This is a genomic window from Streptomyces sp. NPDC016309, from assembly GCF_043077235.1.
Taxonomy (GTDB): domain Bacteria; phylum Actinomycetota; class Actinomycetes; order Streptomycetales; family Streptomycetaceae; genus Streptomyces.
Genome location: NZ_JBIBSG010000006.1, coordinates 106,795 through 124,395 on the forward strand (window position 1 = coordinate 106,795; position 17,601 = coordinate 124,395).

General features: G+C 71.5%; 20 protein-coding genes and 1 riboswitch. Of the genes, 11 read left to right on the forward strand and 9 right to left on the reverse strand.

Annotation, left to right across the window (positions count from 1 at the left end):
* Nucleotides 1-20 precede the first annotated feature (20 nt).
* Entirely contained in the window at nt 21-863 is an 843-nt protein-coding gene (gene otsB, locus ACF068_RS16780; protein ID WP_392274983.1) for a trehalose-phosphatase, read from the forward strand.
* Between the two features lie 50 nt (nt 864-913).
* Here otsB and ACF068_RS16785 read toward each other — a convergent pair whose 3' ends face one another.
* Entirely contained in the window at nt 914-2,359 is a 1,446-nt protein-coding gene (locus ACF068_RS16785; RefSeq protein WP_392274984.1) for a trehalose-6-phosphate synthase, read from the reverse strand.
* Between the two features lie 45 nt (nt 2,360-2,404).
* Nucleotides 2,405-3,349: a glucosyl-3-phosphoglycerate synthase gene (locus tag ACF068_RS16790; RefSeq protein WP_392274985.1), complete on the reverse strand. Its 945-nt coding sequence runs from the start codon at nt 3,347-3,349 to the stop codon at nt 2,405-2,407.
* Nucleotides 3,350-3,479: 130 nt separating this feature from the next.
* Nucleotides 3,480-3,624, forward strand: a riboswitch (SAM riboswitch).
* Here ACF068_RS16790 and thrC point away from each other — a divergent pair.
* The 4 genes from thrC to groL all read left to right on the forward strand — a co-directional run bounded on the left by thrC (nt 3,609) and on the right by groL (nt 7,880).
* Nucleotides 3,609-4,925: a threonine synthase gene (gene thrC, locus ACF068_RS16795; protein WP_392274986.1), complete on the forward strand. Its 1,317-nt coding sequence runs from the start codon at nt 3,609-3,611 to the stop codon at nt 4,923-4,925. It overlaps the preceding riboswitch by 16 nt.
* Nucleotides 4,926-4,949: 24 nt before the next feature.
* Nucleotides 4,950-5,228 (forward strand): ubiquitin-like small modifier protein 1, encoded by a 279-nt coding sequence (locus tag ACF068_RS16800; protein WP_156693656.1) that lies wholly within the window; start codon nt 4,950-4,952, stop codon nt 5,226-5,228.
* 411 nt (nt 5,229-5,639) lie between these two features.
* The gene (locus tag ACF068_RS16805; protein ID WP_008743607.1) at nt 5,640-5,846 is read left to right on the forward strand and encodes a cold-shock protein; all 207 of its coding nucleotides are present in this window, start codon (nt 5,640-5,642) and stop codon (nt 5,844-5,846) included.
* A gap of 411 nt (nt 5,847-6,257) precedes the next feature.
* Complete coding sequence (gene groL, locus ACF068_RS16810) at nt 6,258-7,880, forward strand: chaperonin GroEL (protein WP_392274987.1); 1,623 nt, start codon at nt 6,258-6,260, stop codon at nt 7,878-7,880.
* Between the two features lie 45 nt (nt 7,881-7,925).
* On the opposite strand, the gene ACF068_RS16815 is transcribed toward groL, so the two are convergent.
* Nucleotides 7,926-8,696, reverse strand: a complete 771-nt coding sequence (locus ACF068_RS16815; RefSeq protein WP_392274988.1) for a TetR/AcrR family transcriptional regulator — start codon at nt 8,694-8,696, stop codon at nt 7,926-7,928.
* A gap of 327 nt (nt 8,697-9,023) precedes the next feature.
* Between ACF068_RS16815 and ACF068_RS16820 the strand changes: the two genes are divergently transcribed.
* Both ACF068_RS16820 and ACF068_RS16825 read left to right on the forward strand, forming a co-directional pair.
* A complete protein-coding gene (locus tag ACF068_RS16820; protein ID WP_392274989.1) occupies nt 9,024-10,145 on the forward strand; it encodes a glycosyltransferase in 1,122 nt (373 codons plus the stop codon).
* Between the two features lie 34 nt (nt 10,146-10,179).
* The gene (locus tag ACF068_RS16825; RefSeq protein WP_392274990.1) at nt 10,180-10,623 is read left to right on the forward strand and encodes an SRPBCC family protein; all 444 of its coding nucleotides are present in this window, start codon (nt 10,180-10,182) and stop codon (nt 10,621-10,623) included.
* A 22-nt stretch (nt 10,624-10,645) separates the two neighbouring features.
* On the opposite strand, the gene ACF068_RS16830 is transcribed toward ACF068_RS16825, so the two are convergent.
* Nucleotides 10,646-10,831 (reverse strand): DUF397 domain-containing protein, encoded by a 186-nt coding sequence (locus ACF068_RS16830; protein WP_392274991.1) that lies wholly within the window; start codon nt 10,829-10,831, stop codon nt 10,646-10,648.
* Nucleotides 10,812-11,654, reverse strand: a complete 843-nt coding sequence (locus tag ACF068_RS16835; protein WP_392274992.1) for a helix-turn-helix domain-containing protein — start codon at nt 11,652-11,654, stop codon at nt 10,812-10,814. The genes ACF068_RS16830 and ACF068_RS16835 overlap by 20 nt, the downstream gene beginning before the upstream one ends.
* Before the next feature lie 115 nt (nt 11,655-11,769).
* On the opposite strand from ACF068_RS16835, the gene ACF068_RS16840 reads away from it, so the two are divergent.
* Both ACF068_RS16840 and ACF068_RS16845 read left to right on the forward strand, forming a co-directional pair.
* The gene (locus ACF068_RS16840) at nt 11,770-11,967 is read left to right on the forward strand and encodes a hypothetical protein (protein WP_392274993.1); all 198 of its coding nucleotides are present in this window, start codon (nt 11,770-11,772) and stop codon (nt 11,965-11,967) included.
* Nucleotides 11,964-12,170: a hypothetical protein gene (locus tag ACF068_RS16845; protein ID WP_392274994.1), complete on the forward strand. Its 207-nt coding sequence runs from the start codon at nt 11,964-11,966 to the stop codon at nt 12,168-12,170. The genes ACF068_RS16840 and ACF068_RS16845 overlap by 4 nt, the downstream gene beginning before the upstream one ends.
* Before the next feature lie 9 nt (nt 12,171-12,179).
* On the opposite strand, the gene ACF068_RS16850 is transcribed toward ACF068_RS16845, so the two are convergent.
* The 3 genes from ACF068_RS16850 to ACF068_RS16860 form a co-directional block, all read right to left on the reverse strand.
* Complete coding sequence (locus tag ACF068_RS16850; RefSeq protein ID WP_392274995.1) at nt 12,180-13,673, reverse strand: PTS transporter subunit EIIC; 1,494 nt, start codon at nt 13,671-13,673, stop codon at nt 12,180-12,182.
* Between the two features lie 97 nt (nt 13,674-13,770).
* A complete protein-coding gene (gene murQ / locus ACF068_RS16855) occupies nt 13,771-14,673 on the reverse strand; it encodes an N-acetylmuramic acid 6-phosphate etherase (RefSeq protein WP_392274996.1) in 903 nt (300 codons plus the stop codon).
* Between the two features lie 25 nt (nt 14,674-14,698).
* The gene (locus ACF068_RS16860; protein ID WP_392274997.1) at nt 14,699-15,646 is read right to left on the reverse strand and encodes a MurR/RpiR family transcriptional regulator; all 948 of its coding nucleotides are present in this window, start codon (nt 15,644-15,646) and stop codon (nt 14,699-14,701) included.
* Nucleotides 15,647-15,711: 65 nt separating this feature from the next.
* Here ACF068_RS16860 and ACF068_RS16865 point away from each other — a divergent pair, with 65 nt between their 5' ends.
* Nucleotides 15,712-16,068, forward strand: a complete 357-nt coding sequence (locus ACF068_RS16865; protein WP_392274998.1) for a hypothetical protein — start codon at nt 15,712-15,714, stop codon at nt 16,066-16,068.
* Nucleotides 16,065-16,334 (forward strand): DUF4031 domain-containing protein, encoded by a 270-nt coding sequence (locus ACF068_RS16870; protein ID WP_392274999.1) that lies wholly within the window; start codon nt 16,065-16,067, stop codon nt 16,332-16,334. Before ACF068_RS16865 ends, ACF068_RS16870 begins: the two co-directional genes overlap by 4 nt.
* A 40-nt stretch (nt 16,335-16,374) precedes the next feature.
* On the opposite strand, the gene ACF068_RS16875 is transcribed toward ACF068_RS16870, so the two are convergent.
* Nucleotides 16,375-17,583: a Cmx/CmrA family chloramphenicol efflux MFS transporter gene (locus ACF068_RS16875; protein WP_392275302.1), complete on the reverse strand. Its 1,209-nt coding sequence runs from the start codon at nt 17,581-17,583 to the stop codon at nt 16,375-16,377.
* Nucleotides 17,584-17,601: the final 18 nt, after the last annotated feature.

Consider the following 17,601-nt stretch of genomic DNA (forward strand, 5'->3'; position numbering starts at 1 on the left):
GCCCTGGATAGGTTCGGTGCATGGGCACCCCACCGGAATCCTTGCCGCGTCCCGTCACGCCCGCCGGCCGTGAGGGCCTCGACGCGTTCCTGGCCGACCCCCGGCGGGCCGTCGTCGCGCTCGACTTCGACGGCACCCTCGCCGACATCGTCGACGACCCCGAGCAGGCCCGCGCCCACCCCGGCGCCGTGCCCGCCATCGCCGCGCTCGCCCCGCGGGTCGCGTCCGTCGCGGTCATCACCGGCCGCCCGGCCGGAGTCGCGGTGCGCCACGGAGGCTTCGCCGGAGTGCCCGGCCTGGAGCGCCTGGTCGTCCTCGGCCACTACGGCGCCGAACGGTGGGACGCCGTCACCGGCACCGTCCGGGCCGCCCCCGAGCACCCGGGCGTCGCGGCCGTCCGCGCCGAGCTGCCCGGCTTCCTCGACCGGGCGGGCGCGTGGCGCGGCACGTGGATCGAGGAGAAGGGCCGGGCGCTGGCCGTCCACACCCGGCGCGCGGACGACCCCCAGGCCGCCTTCGACGCGCTGCACGCCCCGCTCGCCGACCTCGCCACCCGGCACGGCCTCGTCCTCGAACCCGGCCGCCTGGTCCTGGAACTGCGCCCCCCGGGCGTCGACAAGGGCGTGGCGCTGACGGAGTACGTCCGCGAGACCGGCGCGCGGACCGTCCTGTACGCGGGCGACGACCTGGGCGACCTGCCCGCCTTCGCGGCGGTGGAGAAGCTCCGCTCGGACGGCCTGGCGGGACTGCTGGTGTGCAGCGGCAGCGACGAGGTCACCGAAGTCGCCCAGCGCGCCGACCTCCTCCTCCCCGGCCCCTCGGGCGTCGCCCGCTTCCTCCAGGCCCTGGCGGCGGCCGTCTGACCCCTCCGGCGGGGCGGCCGTGCCCGCGGGGCGGCGCCCCGCCGGAGGGGTCAGAGGGAGCGGAGGGCGGTGAGCTGGTCGAGGAACCAGCGGGAGGGGGGGAGGGACGTGGCGGCGGCGGCCAGGCGCTTGGTGCGGTCGGCGCGCTCGGTGAGGGGCATGGAGAGGGCCTCGTGGAGGGCGTCCGCGGTGCCGACCACGTCGAACGGGTTCACCGTGATCGCGTCGTCGCCCAGCTCCTCGTGCGCGCCCGCCTCGCGGGACAGGACCAGGGCGCAGCCCGCGTCGGAGACGACGGGGACCTCCTTGGCGACCAGGTTCATGCCGTCCCGGATCGGGTTGACCAGGGCCACGTCGGCCAGCCGGTACGCGGCCAGCGAGCGGGCGAAGTCGTCCTCGACGTGCAGGATCACCGGGGTCCAGCCGTCGCGGCCGTACTCCGCGTTGATCTCGTCCGCGAGGCGGGTGACCTCGGCGGTGTACTCGCGGTAGACGGCCAGGTCCTGGCGGGAGGGGTACGCGAAGGCGAGGTGGACGACCCGCTCGTGCCACTCGGGCCGCTCGGCGAGCAGGTGCCGGTAGGCGAGGAGGCCGCGGACGATGTTCTTGGACAGTTCGGTGCGGTCGACGCGCACGACGGTCCGGCGGTCGGGGCCGATCTGCTCGCGCAGGGCCGCCATCCGGTCCTCGACGTCCGGGCGGCGGGACCGCTCGCGGAGGAAGTCGGCGTCCGCGCCGAGGCCGTGCACGCCCAGGTGTGTCTGGTGTGGCGTGCCGTGCGCCGAGTGGCGCACGCTCGGCGACTGGTCCTTGGGCCACTGCGTCGTCACGTCCATGTCCTTGAGGGCGGACGCGCAGCAGTCCTGGAAGGCCTGGAGCCAGCGCCAGGTCAGGAAGCCCAGCCGGTCGGCGCCGAGCATGCCGAGGAGGAGTTCCTCCGCGATGTCGTCGGGCAGCATGGCGAAGTACTCGGGAGGGGCCCAGGGGGTGTGCGAGAAGTGGCCGATCCGCAGGTCGGGGCGCAGCTCGCGGAGCATGCCGGGGACCAGGGCCAGGTGGTAGTCCTGGACGATCACGACGGCGTCGTCGGCCGCCTCCACGGCGAGGGCCTCGGCGAAGGCGCGGTTGTAGAGGCGGTAGGACGCCCACTGGCGGCGCAGCTCCGCGTCGAAGACCGGCTCCAGCGGGGTCTGGTACAGCATGTGGTTGACGAACCACAGCACGGAGTTGGCGATGCCGTTGTAGGCGTCGGCGTGCACGGCCGCGTCGATGTCCAGCATCTTCACGCCCGGCTCGACCGCGGCGCCCCGGCGCACGGCCTGCCGGTCGCCGTCGCTCAGGGCCGCGCACACCCAGAGCGCGCCCGCGTCGGGCCCGATCGCGGACAGTCCCGACACCAGTCCGCCGCCGCCGCGCCGGGTGTCGAAGGTCCCGTCCTCCCGTGGCACGTAGCTGACCGGACCGCGGTTCGAGGCGACAAGAATCTGGGCTGCCATGGAGACGAACCTAGCCCGTAGCCCAAACACTCAAACGTATGGCGCTCACGCCACGCGGCGGCGCCGTGCGTACTCGGCCACCTCGATCATCGGGGGCCGTTCCTCGGTGTCGACGTCGTGCGTGCGCGGGACGAAGCCGTCCTCCCCGCGGTCGAACTGGGTCAGCCGCGGCCGGACCAGGTGCCCGCGCGACAGCCGTAGCTGGGCCGTGCGGTAGATCGCCGCCGCCATCCGGCCCAGCGCCCGTTCGTCCTGGTGCCGGTGCTTGCGGACGCCCACGTCCACCTGGGCGAGGGCGTCGAGGCCCACGGTGTGCAGGGCGTCGACCAGCAGGCCGAGTTCGACCCCGTACCCGACGGGGAAGGGCAGCCGTTCCAGGAGCGAGCGGCGGGCCGCGTACTCCCCGCCCAGGGGCTGGACGAAGCCGGCGAGCTGCGGCCAGTGGAGGTTCAGCAGCGGCCGGGCCACCAGCTCGGTCACCCGCCCGCCCTGGCCGGGCGTGCCGGCCAGGGGCCGGTCGTACATGGCCTTGACCAGGTGGACGGTGGGGTCGGTGAGGAGCGGGCCGACGATGCCGCTGACGAAATCGGCCGAGAAGTCGCGCAGGTCGGCGTCGACGAAGCAGACGACGTCACCGGTGGTGGCGAGGAGGGAGCGCCACAGAACCTCGCCCTTGCCGGGGAGGGCGGGTATGCGGGGGAGTATCGCGTCCCGGTGCACCACGCGCGCGCCCGCGGCGGCGGCCACCTCGGAGGTGCGGTCGGTGGAGCCGGAGTCGATCACCAGGAGTTCGTCGACGAGGGGGACGGCGGGTGACATGAGGTCGCGGCGGATGGTGGCGACGATGTCGCCGACCGTCGCCTCCTCGTTCAGCGCCGGCAGGACGACGCTGACGGTCGTGCCGTGCTTGGCCGCGAGCAGCCGGTCGAGCGGCCGGTCGGCCATGGACCAGGACCGCCGTTCCAGCCAGCGCTCCACCTCTTCCAGCACGTGATCTCCATCTCGCGTTTCGGACGACCATCTCGGGCGTCGGGGGGTTCGGTTACAGTCTTGAACAACGCGGATGACCGTCGCATGTCGGGTCCCCACGTTGGTGAACACGCACCACACAATCGAATACCGCTCATCCAGAGGGGCAGAGGGACACGGCCCGTTGAAGCCCCGGCAACCCTCCAGTCGGCACTCGTCAGCTCTTGCGCGAGGCCCCGGCTAGGGAAGGTGCCAAATCCGTCTCATGGCGAAGTGCGCCATGAGGAAGATGAGGAGAAAGGGCCTCGCCTCCATGGCTGTACAGACTGTCGCCACCGCCAAGAACGTCGACCTCGGGCCTGCTTCCGCCCTCTCCTGTCGCGAATGCGGCGAGCGCTTCCCGCTCGGTCCGGTTTTCGCCTGTGAGCTGTGTTTCGGGCCGCTGGAGATCGCCTACGACCTGCCGGTGGGTGACCCGGAAGCCCTGCGCAAGCGGATCGAGGCCGGTCCCGCCAACATCTGGCGGTACGCCCCTCTCCTGCCCGTGCCGTCCGACGTGGCGGACAAGCCGAACCTGAACCCCGGCTGGACCAAGCTCGTCCGGGCGGACAACCTGGGGCGCGAGCTGGGCGTCGAGCCGGGCAAGCTGTTCGTGAAGGACGACTCCGGCAACCCGACGCACTCCTTCAAGGACCGGGTCGTCGCCCAGGCGCTGGAGGCCGCCCGTGCCTTCGGCTTCACCACGCTGTCGTGCTCCTCCACGGGGAACCTGGCGGGTGCCGTGGGCGCCGCGGCGGCGCGGGCCGGGTTCCGCTCGTGCGTGTTCATCCCGCACGACCTGGAGCAGGGCAAGGTCGTCATGGCCGCCGTGTACGGCGGTGAGCTGGTCGGCATCGAGGGCAATTACGACGACGTCAACCGCTTCTGCTCCGAGCTCATCGGCGACCCGCTGGGCGAGGGCTGGGGCTTCGTGAACGTGAACCTGCGGCCGTACTACGCGGAGGGTTCCAAGACCCTGGCGTACGAGATCTGCGAGCAGCTCGGGTGGGAGCTGCCGGACCAGCTCGTCATCCCGATCGCGTCCGGCTCCCAGCTCACGAAGATCGACAAGGGGCTCCGGGAGCTCGTCGAGCTCGGTCTGGTCGCGGACAAGCCGTACAGGATCTTCGGTGCGCAGGCGGAGGGCTGCTCCCCGGTGTCGGCGGCCTTCAAGGCCGGTCATGACGTCGTGCGGCCCCAGAAGCCGAACACGATCGCGAAGTCGCTGGCCATCGGCAACCCGGCGGACGGCCCGTACGTGCTGGACATCGCCCGCCGCACGGGTGGCGCGGTGGAGGACGTGAACGACGAGCAGGTCGTCGACGCGATCAAGCTGCTGGCGCGCACGGAGGGCATCTTCGCCGAGACGGCGGGCGGGGTGACCGTGGGCGTGACGAGGAAGCTGATCGAGGCGGGCGTGCTGGACCCGTCGCTCACCACGGTCGTGCTCAACACGGGCGACGGCCTGAAGACCCTCGACGCGGTGGCGCCGACCACCGGCCCGACCGCCACCATCCGCCCGAGCCTGGACGCCTTCCGCGCCGCCGGCCTGGCCTGACCGACTGAGAGGCAGCACCACGACATGAGCGTCAACGTCCGCATCCCCACCATCCTCCGTACGTACACGGGCGGCCAGGCCGAGGTCCCGGCGGAGGGCGCGACCCTCTCCGAGGTCATCGAGTCGCTGGAGAAGAACCACCCGGGCATCGCCGCGCGTGTCCTGGACGACCAGGGCAAGCTCCGCCGCTTCGTGAACGTGTACGTCAACGACGACGACGTGCGCTTCGAGGACGGTCTGGCCACCGCCACGCCCGACGGTGCCGGCGTGTCGATCATCCCGGCCGTCGCGGGCGGCTGCTGACGTACGCAGCGTGACGGACATTGCCCCCTCCGCGAGAGAAAGCGGAGGGGGCAATTCTGCATGGTTGAGCGCGGTAGAGTTGGGGAAGTCCCCGCCACCGCCTGTGCCGCACGCATATGAGAAGGTGCGCGGTCGCGACAAGATGCAGTCAATGTGAGCCCGAGAGTTGCGCCATTTGCGCGCTTTGCCCGGCCCGACTTGCCCGGGATTTTGGCTACTTCAGCCCCCTTTTCCGTTCACGCATGCTCGGATTTCTCGTCCGATTGACCTGTTGCAGACGGCAGTTGGGCAGATACATTCAGCGGCGGTCGACGCGTTCCGGCGCACGCCTCCACCTGTCAGGGGGGCGAGGTCTGACCCGGGTCCGCGAAGTGCGGTCCTGTGCAAGGGCCAGTAATAGGGGAGTTAGGCATGGCTCAGGGCACCGTCAAGTGGTTCAACGCGGAGAAGGGGTACGGCTTCATCGCGGTCGACGGTGGTGCGGATGTTTTCGTCCACTACAGCGCGATCCAGATGGACGGCTACCGCACCCTTGAAGAAGGTCAGCGGGTCGAGTTCGAGATCTCGCAGGGCCAGAAGGGTCCGCAGGCGGACATGGTCAAGCTCGCCGCCGGCTGAGAGCCGCGTCGCGATCGACCGACCATCGACTGTCGACATCGCAAGTCTCGTCAGTACCGCACGTCAAGAGCCGAGGGGCTCGCGTTCCAGGGGACGCGAGCCCCTCGGCGTTCGTCCGGGCCCGTGGCATTCGCCCGGGCCCCTCGGTGTTTCTCCGGGCCGGCCGGGACGCGCCGCGCCCCCGGGCGGAGGCCCCCGAGGGGGTTCTCTCCGCGAGAGGCGCTTGCACTCGCAGGGGTCGAGTGCTAATCATTGGCGTTAGCACTCTGAAGGTGAGAGTGACAACGAAGGACCGGGTCGGTGAGGTCCGCAGGCCGGTGGGGCAAGGAACCACCTCAGGCAGGCAGACCGTCCGTCGCGGGCGCCAGCGCGGTCCGGAGCATCCACCCCAGTCCGGGAGGACCACTTCACATGGCCAAGATCATCGCGTTCGACGAGGAGGCACGGCGCGGCCTCGAGCGCGGCATGAACCAGCTCGCCGACGCCGTCAAGGTGACCCTGGGCCCCAAGGGTCGCAACGTCGTCCTCGAGAAGAAGTGGGGCGCCCCCACGATCACCAACGATGGTGTCTCCATCGCCAAGGAGATCGAGCTCGAGGACCCGTACGAGAAGATCGGCGCCGAGCTGGTCAAGGAAGTCGCCAAGAAGACGGACGACGTCGCCGGTGACGGTACGACCACCGCGACCGTCCTCGCCCAGGCGCTCGTCCGCGAGGGTCTGCGCAACGTCGCCGCCGGCGCCAACCCGATGGCCCTGAAGCGCGGCATCGAGACCGCCGTCGAGGCCGTCTCCGGCGCGCTGCTCGAGCAGGCGAAGGATGTCGAGACCAAGGAGCAGATCGCTTCCACGGCCTCCATCTCCGCCGCCGACACCCAGATCGGCGAGCTCATCGCCGAGGCCATGGACAAGGTCGGCAAGGAAGGCGTCATCACCGTCGAGGAGTCCCAGACCTTCGGTCTGGAGCTGGAGCTCACCGAGGGTATGCGCTTCGACAAGGGCTACATCTCGGCGTACTTCGCCACCGACATGGAGCGTATGGAGGCGTCGCTCGACGACCCGTACATCCTGATCGTCAACTCGAAGATCTCCTCGGTGAAGGACCTGCTCCCGCTGCTGGAGAAGGTCATGCAGTCCGGCAAGCCGCTGCTGATCATCGCCGAGGACGTCGAGGGCGAGGCCCTGTCGACCCTGGTCGTCAACAAGATCCGCGGCACCTTCAAGTCCGTCGCCGTCAAGGCCCCGGGCTTCGGCGACCGCCGCAAGGCCATGCTGAACGACATCGCCATCCTCACCGGTGGCCAGGTCATCTCCGAGGAGGTCGGCCTCAAGCTCGAGAACGCCGGCCTGGACCTGCTGGGCCGCGCCCGCAAGGTCGTCATCACCAAGGACGAGACCACCATCGTCGACGGTGCCGGTGACAGCGACCAGGTCGCGGGCCGCGTCAACCAGATCCGTGCCGAGATCGAGAACTCGGACTCGGACTACGACCGCGAGAAGCTCCAGGAGCGTCTGGCGAAGCTGGCCGGCGGCGTGGCCGTCATCAAGGCCGGTGCCGCCACCGAGGTCGAGCTCAAGGAGCGCAAGCACCGCATCGAGGACGCGGTGCGCAACGCCAAGGCCGCCGTCGAGGAGGGCATCGTCGCCGGTGGTGGCGTGGCCCTGCTCCAGGCCTCCTCGGTCTTCGAGAAGCTCGAGCTCGAGGGCGACGAGGCGACCGGCGCGAACATCGTTCGCCTGGCGCTGGAGGCCCCGCTGAAGCAGATCGCCGTCAACGGTGGTCTCGAGGGCGGCGTCATCGTCGAGAAGGTGCGCAACCTGCCCGTCGGCCACGGCCTGAACGCCGCGACCGGCGAGTACGTCGACATGATCGCCGAGGGCATCATCGACCCCGCCAAGGTGACCCGTTCCGCTCTGCAGAACGCGGCCTCCATCGCGGCGCTGTTCCTCACCACCGAGGCCGTCATCGCCGACAAGCCGGAGAAGGCCGCGGCCGGTGCTCCGGGCGGCATGCCGGGCGGTGACATGGACTTCTGATCCTCGCGGATCGGACACAGTCCTTTCGTTCCGAGGGCGGCACCCCTACTCCCAGGGGGTGCCGCCCTCGGGCGTTTCCCGGGGCCGGGCGCCGGTCACGCGGTCGAGGAGCGCGTCGACCCCGGCGGCCAGCTCCTCGCGCCCGCCCCGGCCGGAGAGGGACACGGCGCTCGCGCGGAGGCGCGGGAAGTCCTGGGCGGGCATGCGGTGCAGGCCGAGCCGGAACGCCGGCTCCGGCTCGTCGGGCGCGTCGACCATCGCGCGCAGTTCCACCAGCAGGTAGCCGAGCAGCCAGGCGGTGAAGGCGCGGTGGGCGGCCGTCGCGGTGGGTTCGTCCAGCCCCGCCTGGTGCAGCAGGCGGAGGATCCGCTCGTCGACGCGCAGCACGGCGGCCGGCCGGCGGGCGAGCGGCACGCTCAGCATCCGGGTCGCGAGCAGGGGCACGACCTCGGGGTGGCGCAGGGCGACGGCGTACGTGGCGCGGGCGATCCGCTGGAGCCCCGCGCGCCAGTCCTCGGCGTCCCCGTCCGCTTCCGGGCCCGCTCCCGCGTCGGCGTCCGGCGCCAGGAGCTCCTCCACCTCTTGGTGCAGTGCCTCCACCAGTCCGTCCAGCAGGGCTCCCTTGCCGGGCAGGTACCGGTACAGCGACATGGCCTCCACGCCGAGCTCGGCGCCGAGGCGGCGCATGCTCAGCGCCGACAGCCCCTCCGCGTCGACCACCCCGAGGGCGGCCGCCAGCACGCGCTCGCGGGTGAGCCGCCCGTAACGCCCTCTGTCACTGGCGCGCCGTCCGCCGGCCGTGTCGTCATGAGCCATCGGCTGCCGTCCCCTCGTCGTATCTACACCGTACGCGGCCTTTGTATACGTATTCCCCATTTGGGGCTTGACGTGGCACTTCTCCCGGGTGAACAATCGGGTATACAACGTAAACGTACGACCCATGGTTAGCCCGTAAGCGCCTCCCGGCGCGGGCGGCCCCCGGCGCCATCGATCGCGCCCCTCCCCTCGAACCGCATTTCAGGGAAGTCGGCACACCATGTACGGCTCACTCGCACACACCGGAATCTCTTGGCCTCTGTACGCCGTCGTCGGCATCATCGCGACGGTCGTCGGCAAGACGCTGAGCTGGTTCAGGGATCACTGATGACCCCCGTCGGCACCATCGAGCGTGAAAACGTCACGCCGGTACGACATCCCGGGCCCGGGACGGGACGGCTGTCCGTCACCGCCCTGGTCCCCGCCCACAACGAGGAGGAGGCCATCGGCGACACCCTCCGGTCCCTCCTCGACCAGACCGACCCCTTCGACGAGATCATCGTCGTCGACGACTGCTCCACCGACCGCACCGGCGACATCGCCCGGTCCTACGGCGTGACCGTCGTCCGACCCGAGCGCAACCGGGGGAGCAAGGCGAAGGCCCAGAACTACGGGCTGCCCGCGGTGCGGACCGACCTGGTCCTGCCGGTGGACGCCGACACGCTCCTCGCGCCCGACTACGTCGAACTGATCGAGGCCGCGTTCCACGACGACCGCGTGGCGATCGCCGCCGGCTGCGTCCAGACCAGGTTCGACGACAGGGCGACCGAGCGGGGCCGGTGCATCGAGTACCTCTTCGGCTTCCACTTCCAGCGGCCGATCCAGAACGCCGCCAACAGCCCGGTCGTCTGCTCCGGCTGCTGCTCGGCCTTCCGCACCGACGAACTGCGCAGCTTCGGGGGCTTTCCCGAGCGGACCATCGTCGAGGACATGGACTACACCTGGAGCAAGCAGATCGAGGGGCGTCGCGCGGTCTACGTCGGCGACGCCGTCGCGTGGGCGGCCGACCCCTCCGACCTCACCTACCTGCGCAAGCAGGTATGGCGCTGGATGGCCGGCTTCTTCCAGAACGTCCGCATCCACTCCAAGGGCATGATCTGCCACAAGCCGATGCTGTTCCTCTGGATCCTCATCGCCTGCTGGGACATCGTCACCGCGCCACTCTGGTACGTCATGCCGTTCTTCCTGATCTTCGTCCTCCACCAGGACGTCGGCACCACCCTGATGTGGTGGCTGGGCTTCGAGATGGTGCTGATGTGGCTGCCGCTGATCTACGCGATAAGACGCCGCCACCTGTCCTGGCTGCGCATCCTCCGCAACTTCCCGTTCGTCTATATGAACAAGATGGTCAACATCGTCTACGCATGGAAGGCCCTCCTGGTGGAGCTGATCGGCGTCCCGCTGAAGCTCACCCACGGCCTGGTCACCTACGAGAAGGGCCGGGCCTGAGCCCCCGCTCGCAGCCGGGGCATACGCTGGACCCATGGCCGTCGACGTCCTCACCGAGACCGTCATCGGCGCCCCGTGCGACCTCGTCGCCGCCTACGCCGCCGACCCGTCGAACGCGCCCGAGTGGTACGTCAACATCGTCTCCGTCGAGTGGGAGACCCCGGCGGAGGTCGAGGTCGGCGCACGGGCCGCGTTCGTCGCCCGCTTCCTCGGCCGGAGGCTCGTGTACACCTACGAGATCGTCGCGTACGAGCCCGGCCGCCGACTGGTGATGCGCGCCGACCAGGGGCCGTTCCCCATGGAGACCACCTACACCTGGGAGCCGTACGGCCCCGGGGGCGACCGAACGCTGATGACCCTGCGCAACCGGGGCGACGGCGGCAGCCGGGTCGTCGCCGCCGCGATGCGCCGCGCCAACCGCAAGGACCTCGCGCTGCTGCGGCACCTCCTGGAGACGCGCTACGGCCCCGGGGCGTGACCCCCGGGGTCGCGGTGGCGCGCTATCGCTTGAGGTCCGCCACGAACGAGGACCATGCGGCGGCCCGGAACACAAGCACCGGGCCGGTGGGGCTCTTGGAGTCACGGACGGGGATCATGTCCGGGTGGCCGTCGGCGACTTCGAGGCAGTCGGCACCGTCGCCGCCGCTGTAGCTCGACTTGCGCCACTCAAGGGTGTCGATCTTCATGGGCGTAATCCTCCGCCACTGATTCGATCAGGGCCAGGGAGGCGTCCGGTGACAGCGCATTGGCCCTCAGCAGATCGTAGGTGAACTCGTGCCGTGCGACCGTCCCCGGATCATCCAACAAGTGGCCTGTGCCGACCCCGTCGATGTATGCGAGCGGCGGTGCGTCAGGGAAGTACATCAGCTTGATCCCGCCGCCGAGGGCCGCGATGGCTCCGGAGTTGAAAGGGAGGAGCTGCACAATGACCTTACGCTGCCTGGCCAGCACGGCCACATGATGCAGCGCACTGGCCATGGTTGATGGCCCGCCGACCGGCCGCCGCAACGTCGACTCGTCCAGGATGGCCCAAAACAAGGGCCTCGTTGGATCGGTGAGCACGTGCGCGCGCTCGAGCCGTGCGTTGACCAGCTCGTCGATCTCCGCTTGCGACGCCATCGGTTGGTACGCCTGGAACAGGGCTCGGGCGTACTCCCCGATCTGCAACAGGCCGGGAATGAGAAGCGGTACGTACTGCTTGATCGTTGTCGCGACCGCTTCCGCTTCCACCGCCTCGGCGAAGTGATTCGGGTAAGACGACTTGTTGGCGGCCTCGCAGTTGCGTTCGAAGAAGCCGTCCGTATCCAGTATCGCGTCGATCTTGACGGCGAACTCCGGCTGCATCCGCCGCGTACCCGCTTCGAGCTGGCCGATGAACGAGCCGCTCACGAAGAGCTTCAGGCCCAGCGCGTCCTGGCTGAGCCTGGCGTTCTCGCGGGCATGGCGCAGCTCGGCGCCGAGCAGTGCCCTGGGCGAGGAAGACGGGTCGAGATCCTTTGGACCGGGCATGTGTCAACTCCCGTTAGCACAGATGGGGTTGTTGGGCCGCCTTTGTGTTCAGACTAGCCGCCAATCGACCACGCTGTGTACAGAAGCCGAACACTCAGCGTGGAGGTGCCTGGTCATGGGGATGCGATCCGTGGAGCACGTGGTGGACCAACTGCGGGACGAGCTCGGCAGAGTGGGCGTGACGCTGCCGTCCCTGCGGGTGGACCCGGTGTCGGCCGCGAGCGAGATGCCGTATCCGCTGGTGGACCTGGGGCGCTGCAACGTGGACACGGCCATGCGGCTGATCGCCGTGCTGCACGAGGCGCGGCGATGAGCGGCGGGCCCGAGTACGTGATCGACGGCCGGGACGGCCGGATCGGCGAGGTGATGGGGCACGTCGGCGGCTACGTACAACTGCGTCCACCGGGCGGCGGCCGGGAGTGGGACTGCCCCGCCGACGCCCTGGCCCCCGCGCCGCCGGGTGAGGTGCTGCGCGCACGCGTTCGGGAGTTGAACCAGCGGGGGCGCCTGCCCTGAAGGGGGTGGTCAAGGAGCCGGTGGTGGGGTGACGGGCGCTTCGGAGGCCTGCGGGGCGGGGGCGGGGGAGCCCCCGGTGGCCCCGGCGCCACGGGTGGCCCCGGGGGCGGCCGGCTCCTCGGGGGGCACGTCGAACTCTTCGAGGAGCGTCCTGCCGAAGCCGAAGCAGTACGTGACGAGGAAGCCGGCCACGTAGCCGGTGAGCAGCCCGCCGGCGTAGACCGCGATCGTCGTGCCGAGGCCGGTGCCGCCCGCGAGGAGGGGGAACAGGGCCCAGCCGGACGGGCCGATCGCCGTGGCGCCGACGGGCTCGCCGAGCATGCCGAACAGGCCGACGAACCCGCCGCCGAAGGCGCCGCCGACGCAGGCCGTGACGAAGGGGCGGCCGAGCGGCAGCGAGACGCCGTAGATCAGGGGCTCCCCCACCCCCAGCAGGCCGGCCGGGAGGGCGGACCTGATGGTGCGGCGGATGGCGGTGTTGCGCCGGAGCCGTACGTAGACGGCGGCGGCGGCGCCGACCTGGCCCGCGCCCGCCATGGCGAGGATGGGCAGCAGCACGGTGTGGCCCTGCTGCTCGATGAGGGTGGCGTGGATGGGGATCAGCGCCTGGTGCAGGCCCACCATCACCAGGGGCAGGAAGAGCCCGCCGAGGACGAATCCGGCCGCCGCGCCGCCGCGTACCAGGAGCCAGTCGGCGGCGTTGCCGATGGCGGCGGACACCTCGCCCGCGAGGAACATCAGGCCGTAGACGGTGACGAGGCCGGAGAGCAGCACCGTGAGCGTGGGCGTGAGCAGCACGTCGAGGGACTCGGGGACGCGGCGCCGGCACCACTTCTCGATCCGTACGGCGAGCAGCGCGGCGGCCAGGGCGCCGAGGACTCCGCCCTGGCCGGGTGCGAGCTGCTGGCCGAACGCCTCGACCTTGGCGACCCCGGGGAAGACGACGATCGCGGCGACCGCGCCGCCCAGGACCGGCGTACCGCCGAACTCCGTGGCGGTGTTGACGCCGACGAACACGGCGATCAGCGCCATGAAGCCGGAGGCGATGGCGGTGAGGGCGGGGGTGAGGGCGGGGAGCCGGTGGAGGTTGAGGAGCAGGCCGTTGAAGCCCGCGATGATGCCGCAGCCGATGAGGGCGGGGATGAGCGGCACGAAGATGTTCGCGACGCGGCGGAGGAGGAGCTTGGCGGGGGTGGCGTTACGGGCCTTCCGGCCGGCCCTCAGGGCGGCGCCCCGGGACCGGAGGAGGAGCGCCTCGAACTCGGGGGTGACCCGGGCGACGGTGCCGGGGCCGAGGACGATCTGGTAGCTCGCCCCGTCCTCGACGACTCCGAGGACGGCGGGGTGGGCCCTGAGGGCCTCGTCGCTGACCAGGGTGCGGTCGCGGAGGCCGAGGCGGAGCCGGGTCATGCAGTGGGCGACGGTGGTGACGTTCCCGGCGCCGCCGACGAGGGGGAGGAGGTCGGCGGCGGTCGTGCGGGGGTCGGACGCGGGTGGGGTCATGGCGCGGATGGTGCCAGGGGTGCGGCACCGTGGGGCGGGTGCGCGCCGGTGGGCGGGTGGTGGGCCCACCCGTTCGTCCCCGGGCCGACGCCGCCGGTCACTGTTCCAGGGCCGCCCGGAGGTGGCCGTCGGTCTTGGTGAGGAGCGCGGTCGCCGTCTCGGCGTCGACACCCGCCAGGAGGGTGAGGATCGCGGGCTTGACCTCGCCGTCCGTGGCGGCCAGGGCCGCTTCCACGGCCGTGTCGGGGGCGCCGGTGGCGAGGGCGACGATCCGGCGGGAGCGGGCGCGGAGCTTGTCGTTGGAGGCGCGGACGTCGACCATGAGGTTCCCGTACGTCTTGCCCAGCCGGATCATCGTGATCGTGGAGATCATGTTGAGGACCAGCTTCTGCGCCGTGCCGGCCTTCAGGCGGGTGGAGCCGGTGAGGAGTTCGGGGCCGACGACGACCTCGATGCCGTGTTCGGCGGCCGCCGCGAGGGTGCTGCCCGGGTTGCAGGACAGGCCGATCGTCAGGGCGCCCCGGGCGCGGGCGTGTTCGACCGCGCCGACGGCGTAGGGGGTGCGGCCGGAGGCGGAGACGCCGACGACCGTGTCGTCGGCGGTGAGGGAGAGGGCGTCCAGGTCGGCGACGGCCAGCTCCCGGGAGTCCTCGGCGCCCTCGACCGCCTCCAGCAGCGCGGCCGGGCCGCCGGCGATGAGGCCGACGACCTGGTGGGGGGCGGTGTTGAAGGTGGGCGGGCACTCGCTGGCGTCCAGCACGCCGAGCCGCCCGGCGGTGCCGGCGCCGGCGTAGACGAGGCGGCCGCCGCGGGCCATGCGGTCGGCGGTGGCGTCGATGGCGGCGGCGATGCGGGGCAGTTCGGCGGCGACTGCGCCGGGGACCGTCCGGTCCTCGGTGTTCATCAGGCGGGCGATCTCGGCGGTGGGGAGGCGGTCGATGTCCGCCAGCTCCGGCCGGAAGGCCTCCGTGGTGAGGCCGGACAGTTCGGAGGGGTTCATCTGTCGTGCTCTTCCGTCGTGTGCGTCAGCGGGTGCGGGGAGCGTGGCGGTGCGCGAGGGCCTCGTAGGACGCGGAGAGGGCGGGCGCGGCCGTCTCGTACGTGCGCTGGGTGACGCCGGTGAACAGGCAGTCGACCACCAGTAGCTGGCTGGTGCGGGACGACATGGCGGCGGGGCGCAGTTCGCTCTCCCGGGCGGTGGAGGTGGTGAGTATGTGGTCGGCGTACTGGGACACCGGGCCGTTCGGGCGGCCGGTGATCGCGACGGTGGTGGCGCCGCGGTCGAAGGCGGCGCGGAGCGGTTCTATGACGTCACCGGTGGAGCCCGAGTGGGTGATGGCGATGGCGACGTCGCCGGAGCGGAGCTGGACGGCGTTGGTGACGGCGAGGTGCGGGTCGCTGTGGGCGTGGGCGACGAGTCCGATGCGGAGCAGCTTCTGCGCGAGATCCTGGGCGACGAGGCCGGAGGCGCCGACGCCGTAGATGTCGGTGCGGCGCGCGCCGGCGAGGGCGGTGACGGCGGCTCCGAGCTGGATGGTGTCGAGTCCGGCGGCGGTGTCGGCGAGGGTCTGCTGCTCGTCGTGGGCGAGCTTGGCGACGACGTCCGCGATCGGGTCGTCCACCGCGATGTCGGCGGTCACGGAGGGGGCGCGGCCGGACTGCTGCTGGGCGGCCAGCCCGGCGAGGGCAAGGCGCAGGTCGCGGTAGCCGGGGTAGCCGAGGAGGCGGGCGGTGCGGACGACGGTCGCCTCGCTGGTGCCGGTGAGCTCGGCGAGGCCGGTGACCGTGAGGGCGGCGCAGCCGGCGGGGTCACCGGCGACGGCTTCGGCGACGCGCTGCATGGAGCGGGTCATGGAGGGCGCGAGGGTGCGGACCTTGGCGGCGAGGGCGGCGGGCGCGGGGGCGGCTTCCCCGCCGGGTCTGCCCGTGCTCCCCGAACCGTTGCTGAAAATTTCCTTCACCTTGTTGGTCACCACTGAAAGGTATTTTCAGCCCGGTGGGCCGTCAACCCCTCCGGACCTGGGGTGACAATGGCTCCATGGACGCCGTAGACCCCCTGGAGCAGGCCCTGCACGCCGCGCGGGCCCTGGTCCTCGCCGATCTCATGGCGCGGAACGTCGCCGAGGCCGAGGTCGTGTCCCTCGTCGAGGACGCGGTGACGCACCGCCGATGGTGGGTCGAGCAGTGGCCGGAAGGCATCGAGTACCTCGCCGGTCTCGTCGCCCAGGACGTCCAGGACGCCCTGCTGGAGCGGTACGGCCGCTGGCCGCTGTGCCCCGTGTGCAGCTCCGGCGACCCGCACGCGCTGGACGTCGAACCGGAACTGGGCCCCGACCCGCACTGGGTGTGCGGCAAGGCGGGCGTGGTCGTGGCCCGGGTCGGCGGCCTCACGTGACGGTCTACATCGACCCGCCGAACTGGCCGGGGCACGGCCGCATGTGGTCCCACATGGTGAGCGACACGTCCTACGACGAGCTGCACGCCTTCGCCGCCGGGATCGGCGCCCCGCCCCGCGCCTTCGACCGGGACCACTACGACGTCCCCTCCGAGCGGTACGCCGACGCGGTGGCGGCGGGCGCGGTCGAGGTGGGGTCGAAGGAACTGGTCCGCCTGCTCCAGGAGTCCGGTCTGCGCCGTCCGAAGCACCGGTCGGCGGACTGAGGCCGCTCCCGCCCCTCGCGGGCGGTGGGTGGTGGTGGGCTCAGCGGCGGGCGGTCTCGCGGTCCCGGGCCGTCGGGACGGCCGAGCCGGTGACCACGCGGGACGCCGAGGAGTGCAGGCGCAGGGCCACGGCCGCCGCCGCGAGTCCGAGGACGGTCATCGCGGCGCCCGCCCAGGCCGTGGACGGGAAGCCGAGGCCCGCGTCGATGACGGTGCCGCCGAGCCACGGGCCGCCGGTGTTGCCCAGGTTGAACGCGGCCGTGGTGGTGGCGCCCGCCAGGGTGGGGGCCGCCCCGGCGACGTTGAACATCCGGGCGTTGAGGGCCGGGGCCGTGTAGAACGCCGAGACGCCGAGGAGAAAGGAGAGGACGACCGTGGCGACGGGGCTGGGGGCGAGGACCGCGAGCGCCACCAGGAACACCGTCGAGGCGGTGATGCCGCTGAGCAGCACGCCGAACAGGTGGGCGTCCGCGACCCGGCCGCCGATCGTCGTGCCGATCAGCGCGCCGATGCCGAAGAGGGCCAGCACGGTCGGCACCCAGCCGGCGTCCAGCCCGGACACGTCGGTGAGCAGCGGCGCCAGGTAGGAGAAGGCGCAGAACACGCCGCCCGCCGCGAGCGCGGTGACCGCCACCGCGAGCCAGACCTGCCGGTCCCGGTAGATGCTCAGCTCGTGCCGGAGCCGTGGCTTCTCGTCGGGGAGGGGGATGCGGGGGATGAGGGTCACCACGCCGGCCAGGGCGACGGCGGAGGCGGCGCCGACCGCCCAGAACGCGGACCGCCAGCCCAGGTGCTCGCCGAGGAACGCGCCGGCCGGGACGCCCAGGACGTTGGCGATCGACAGGCCGCCGATCATCACGGCCATCGCGCGGGCGCGTGAGCCGACCGGCACCATCGCGATGGCGACGGCGGCGCCGACCGCCCAGAAACCGGCGCACGCCAGCGCGCTGACCACGCGGGAGGCGAAGAGGATCCCGTACGAGGGCGCCAGCGCGCCCGCAAGCTGCCCGGCGCCGAACGTGCTGATCAGCGCGATGAGCGTGGTCTTGCGCGGCAGCCGGAGGGTGGCCACCGCGAGGAGCGGGGCGCCGATGACCATGCCGATCGCGAAGGCGGATATGAGCAGCCCCGCCCGGGGGATGGAGACGCCCATGTCCTCCGCGATGGGCGGCAGCAGGCCGGACAGCATGAACTCGCTCGTGCCGAGCGCGAAGACGGACAGGCCGAGGATGTAGACGGCCAGGGGCATGCGGGTGCGATCGGTGGA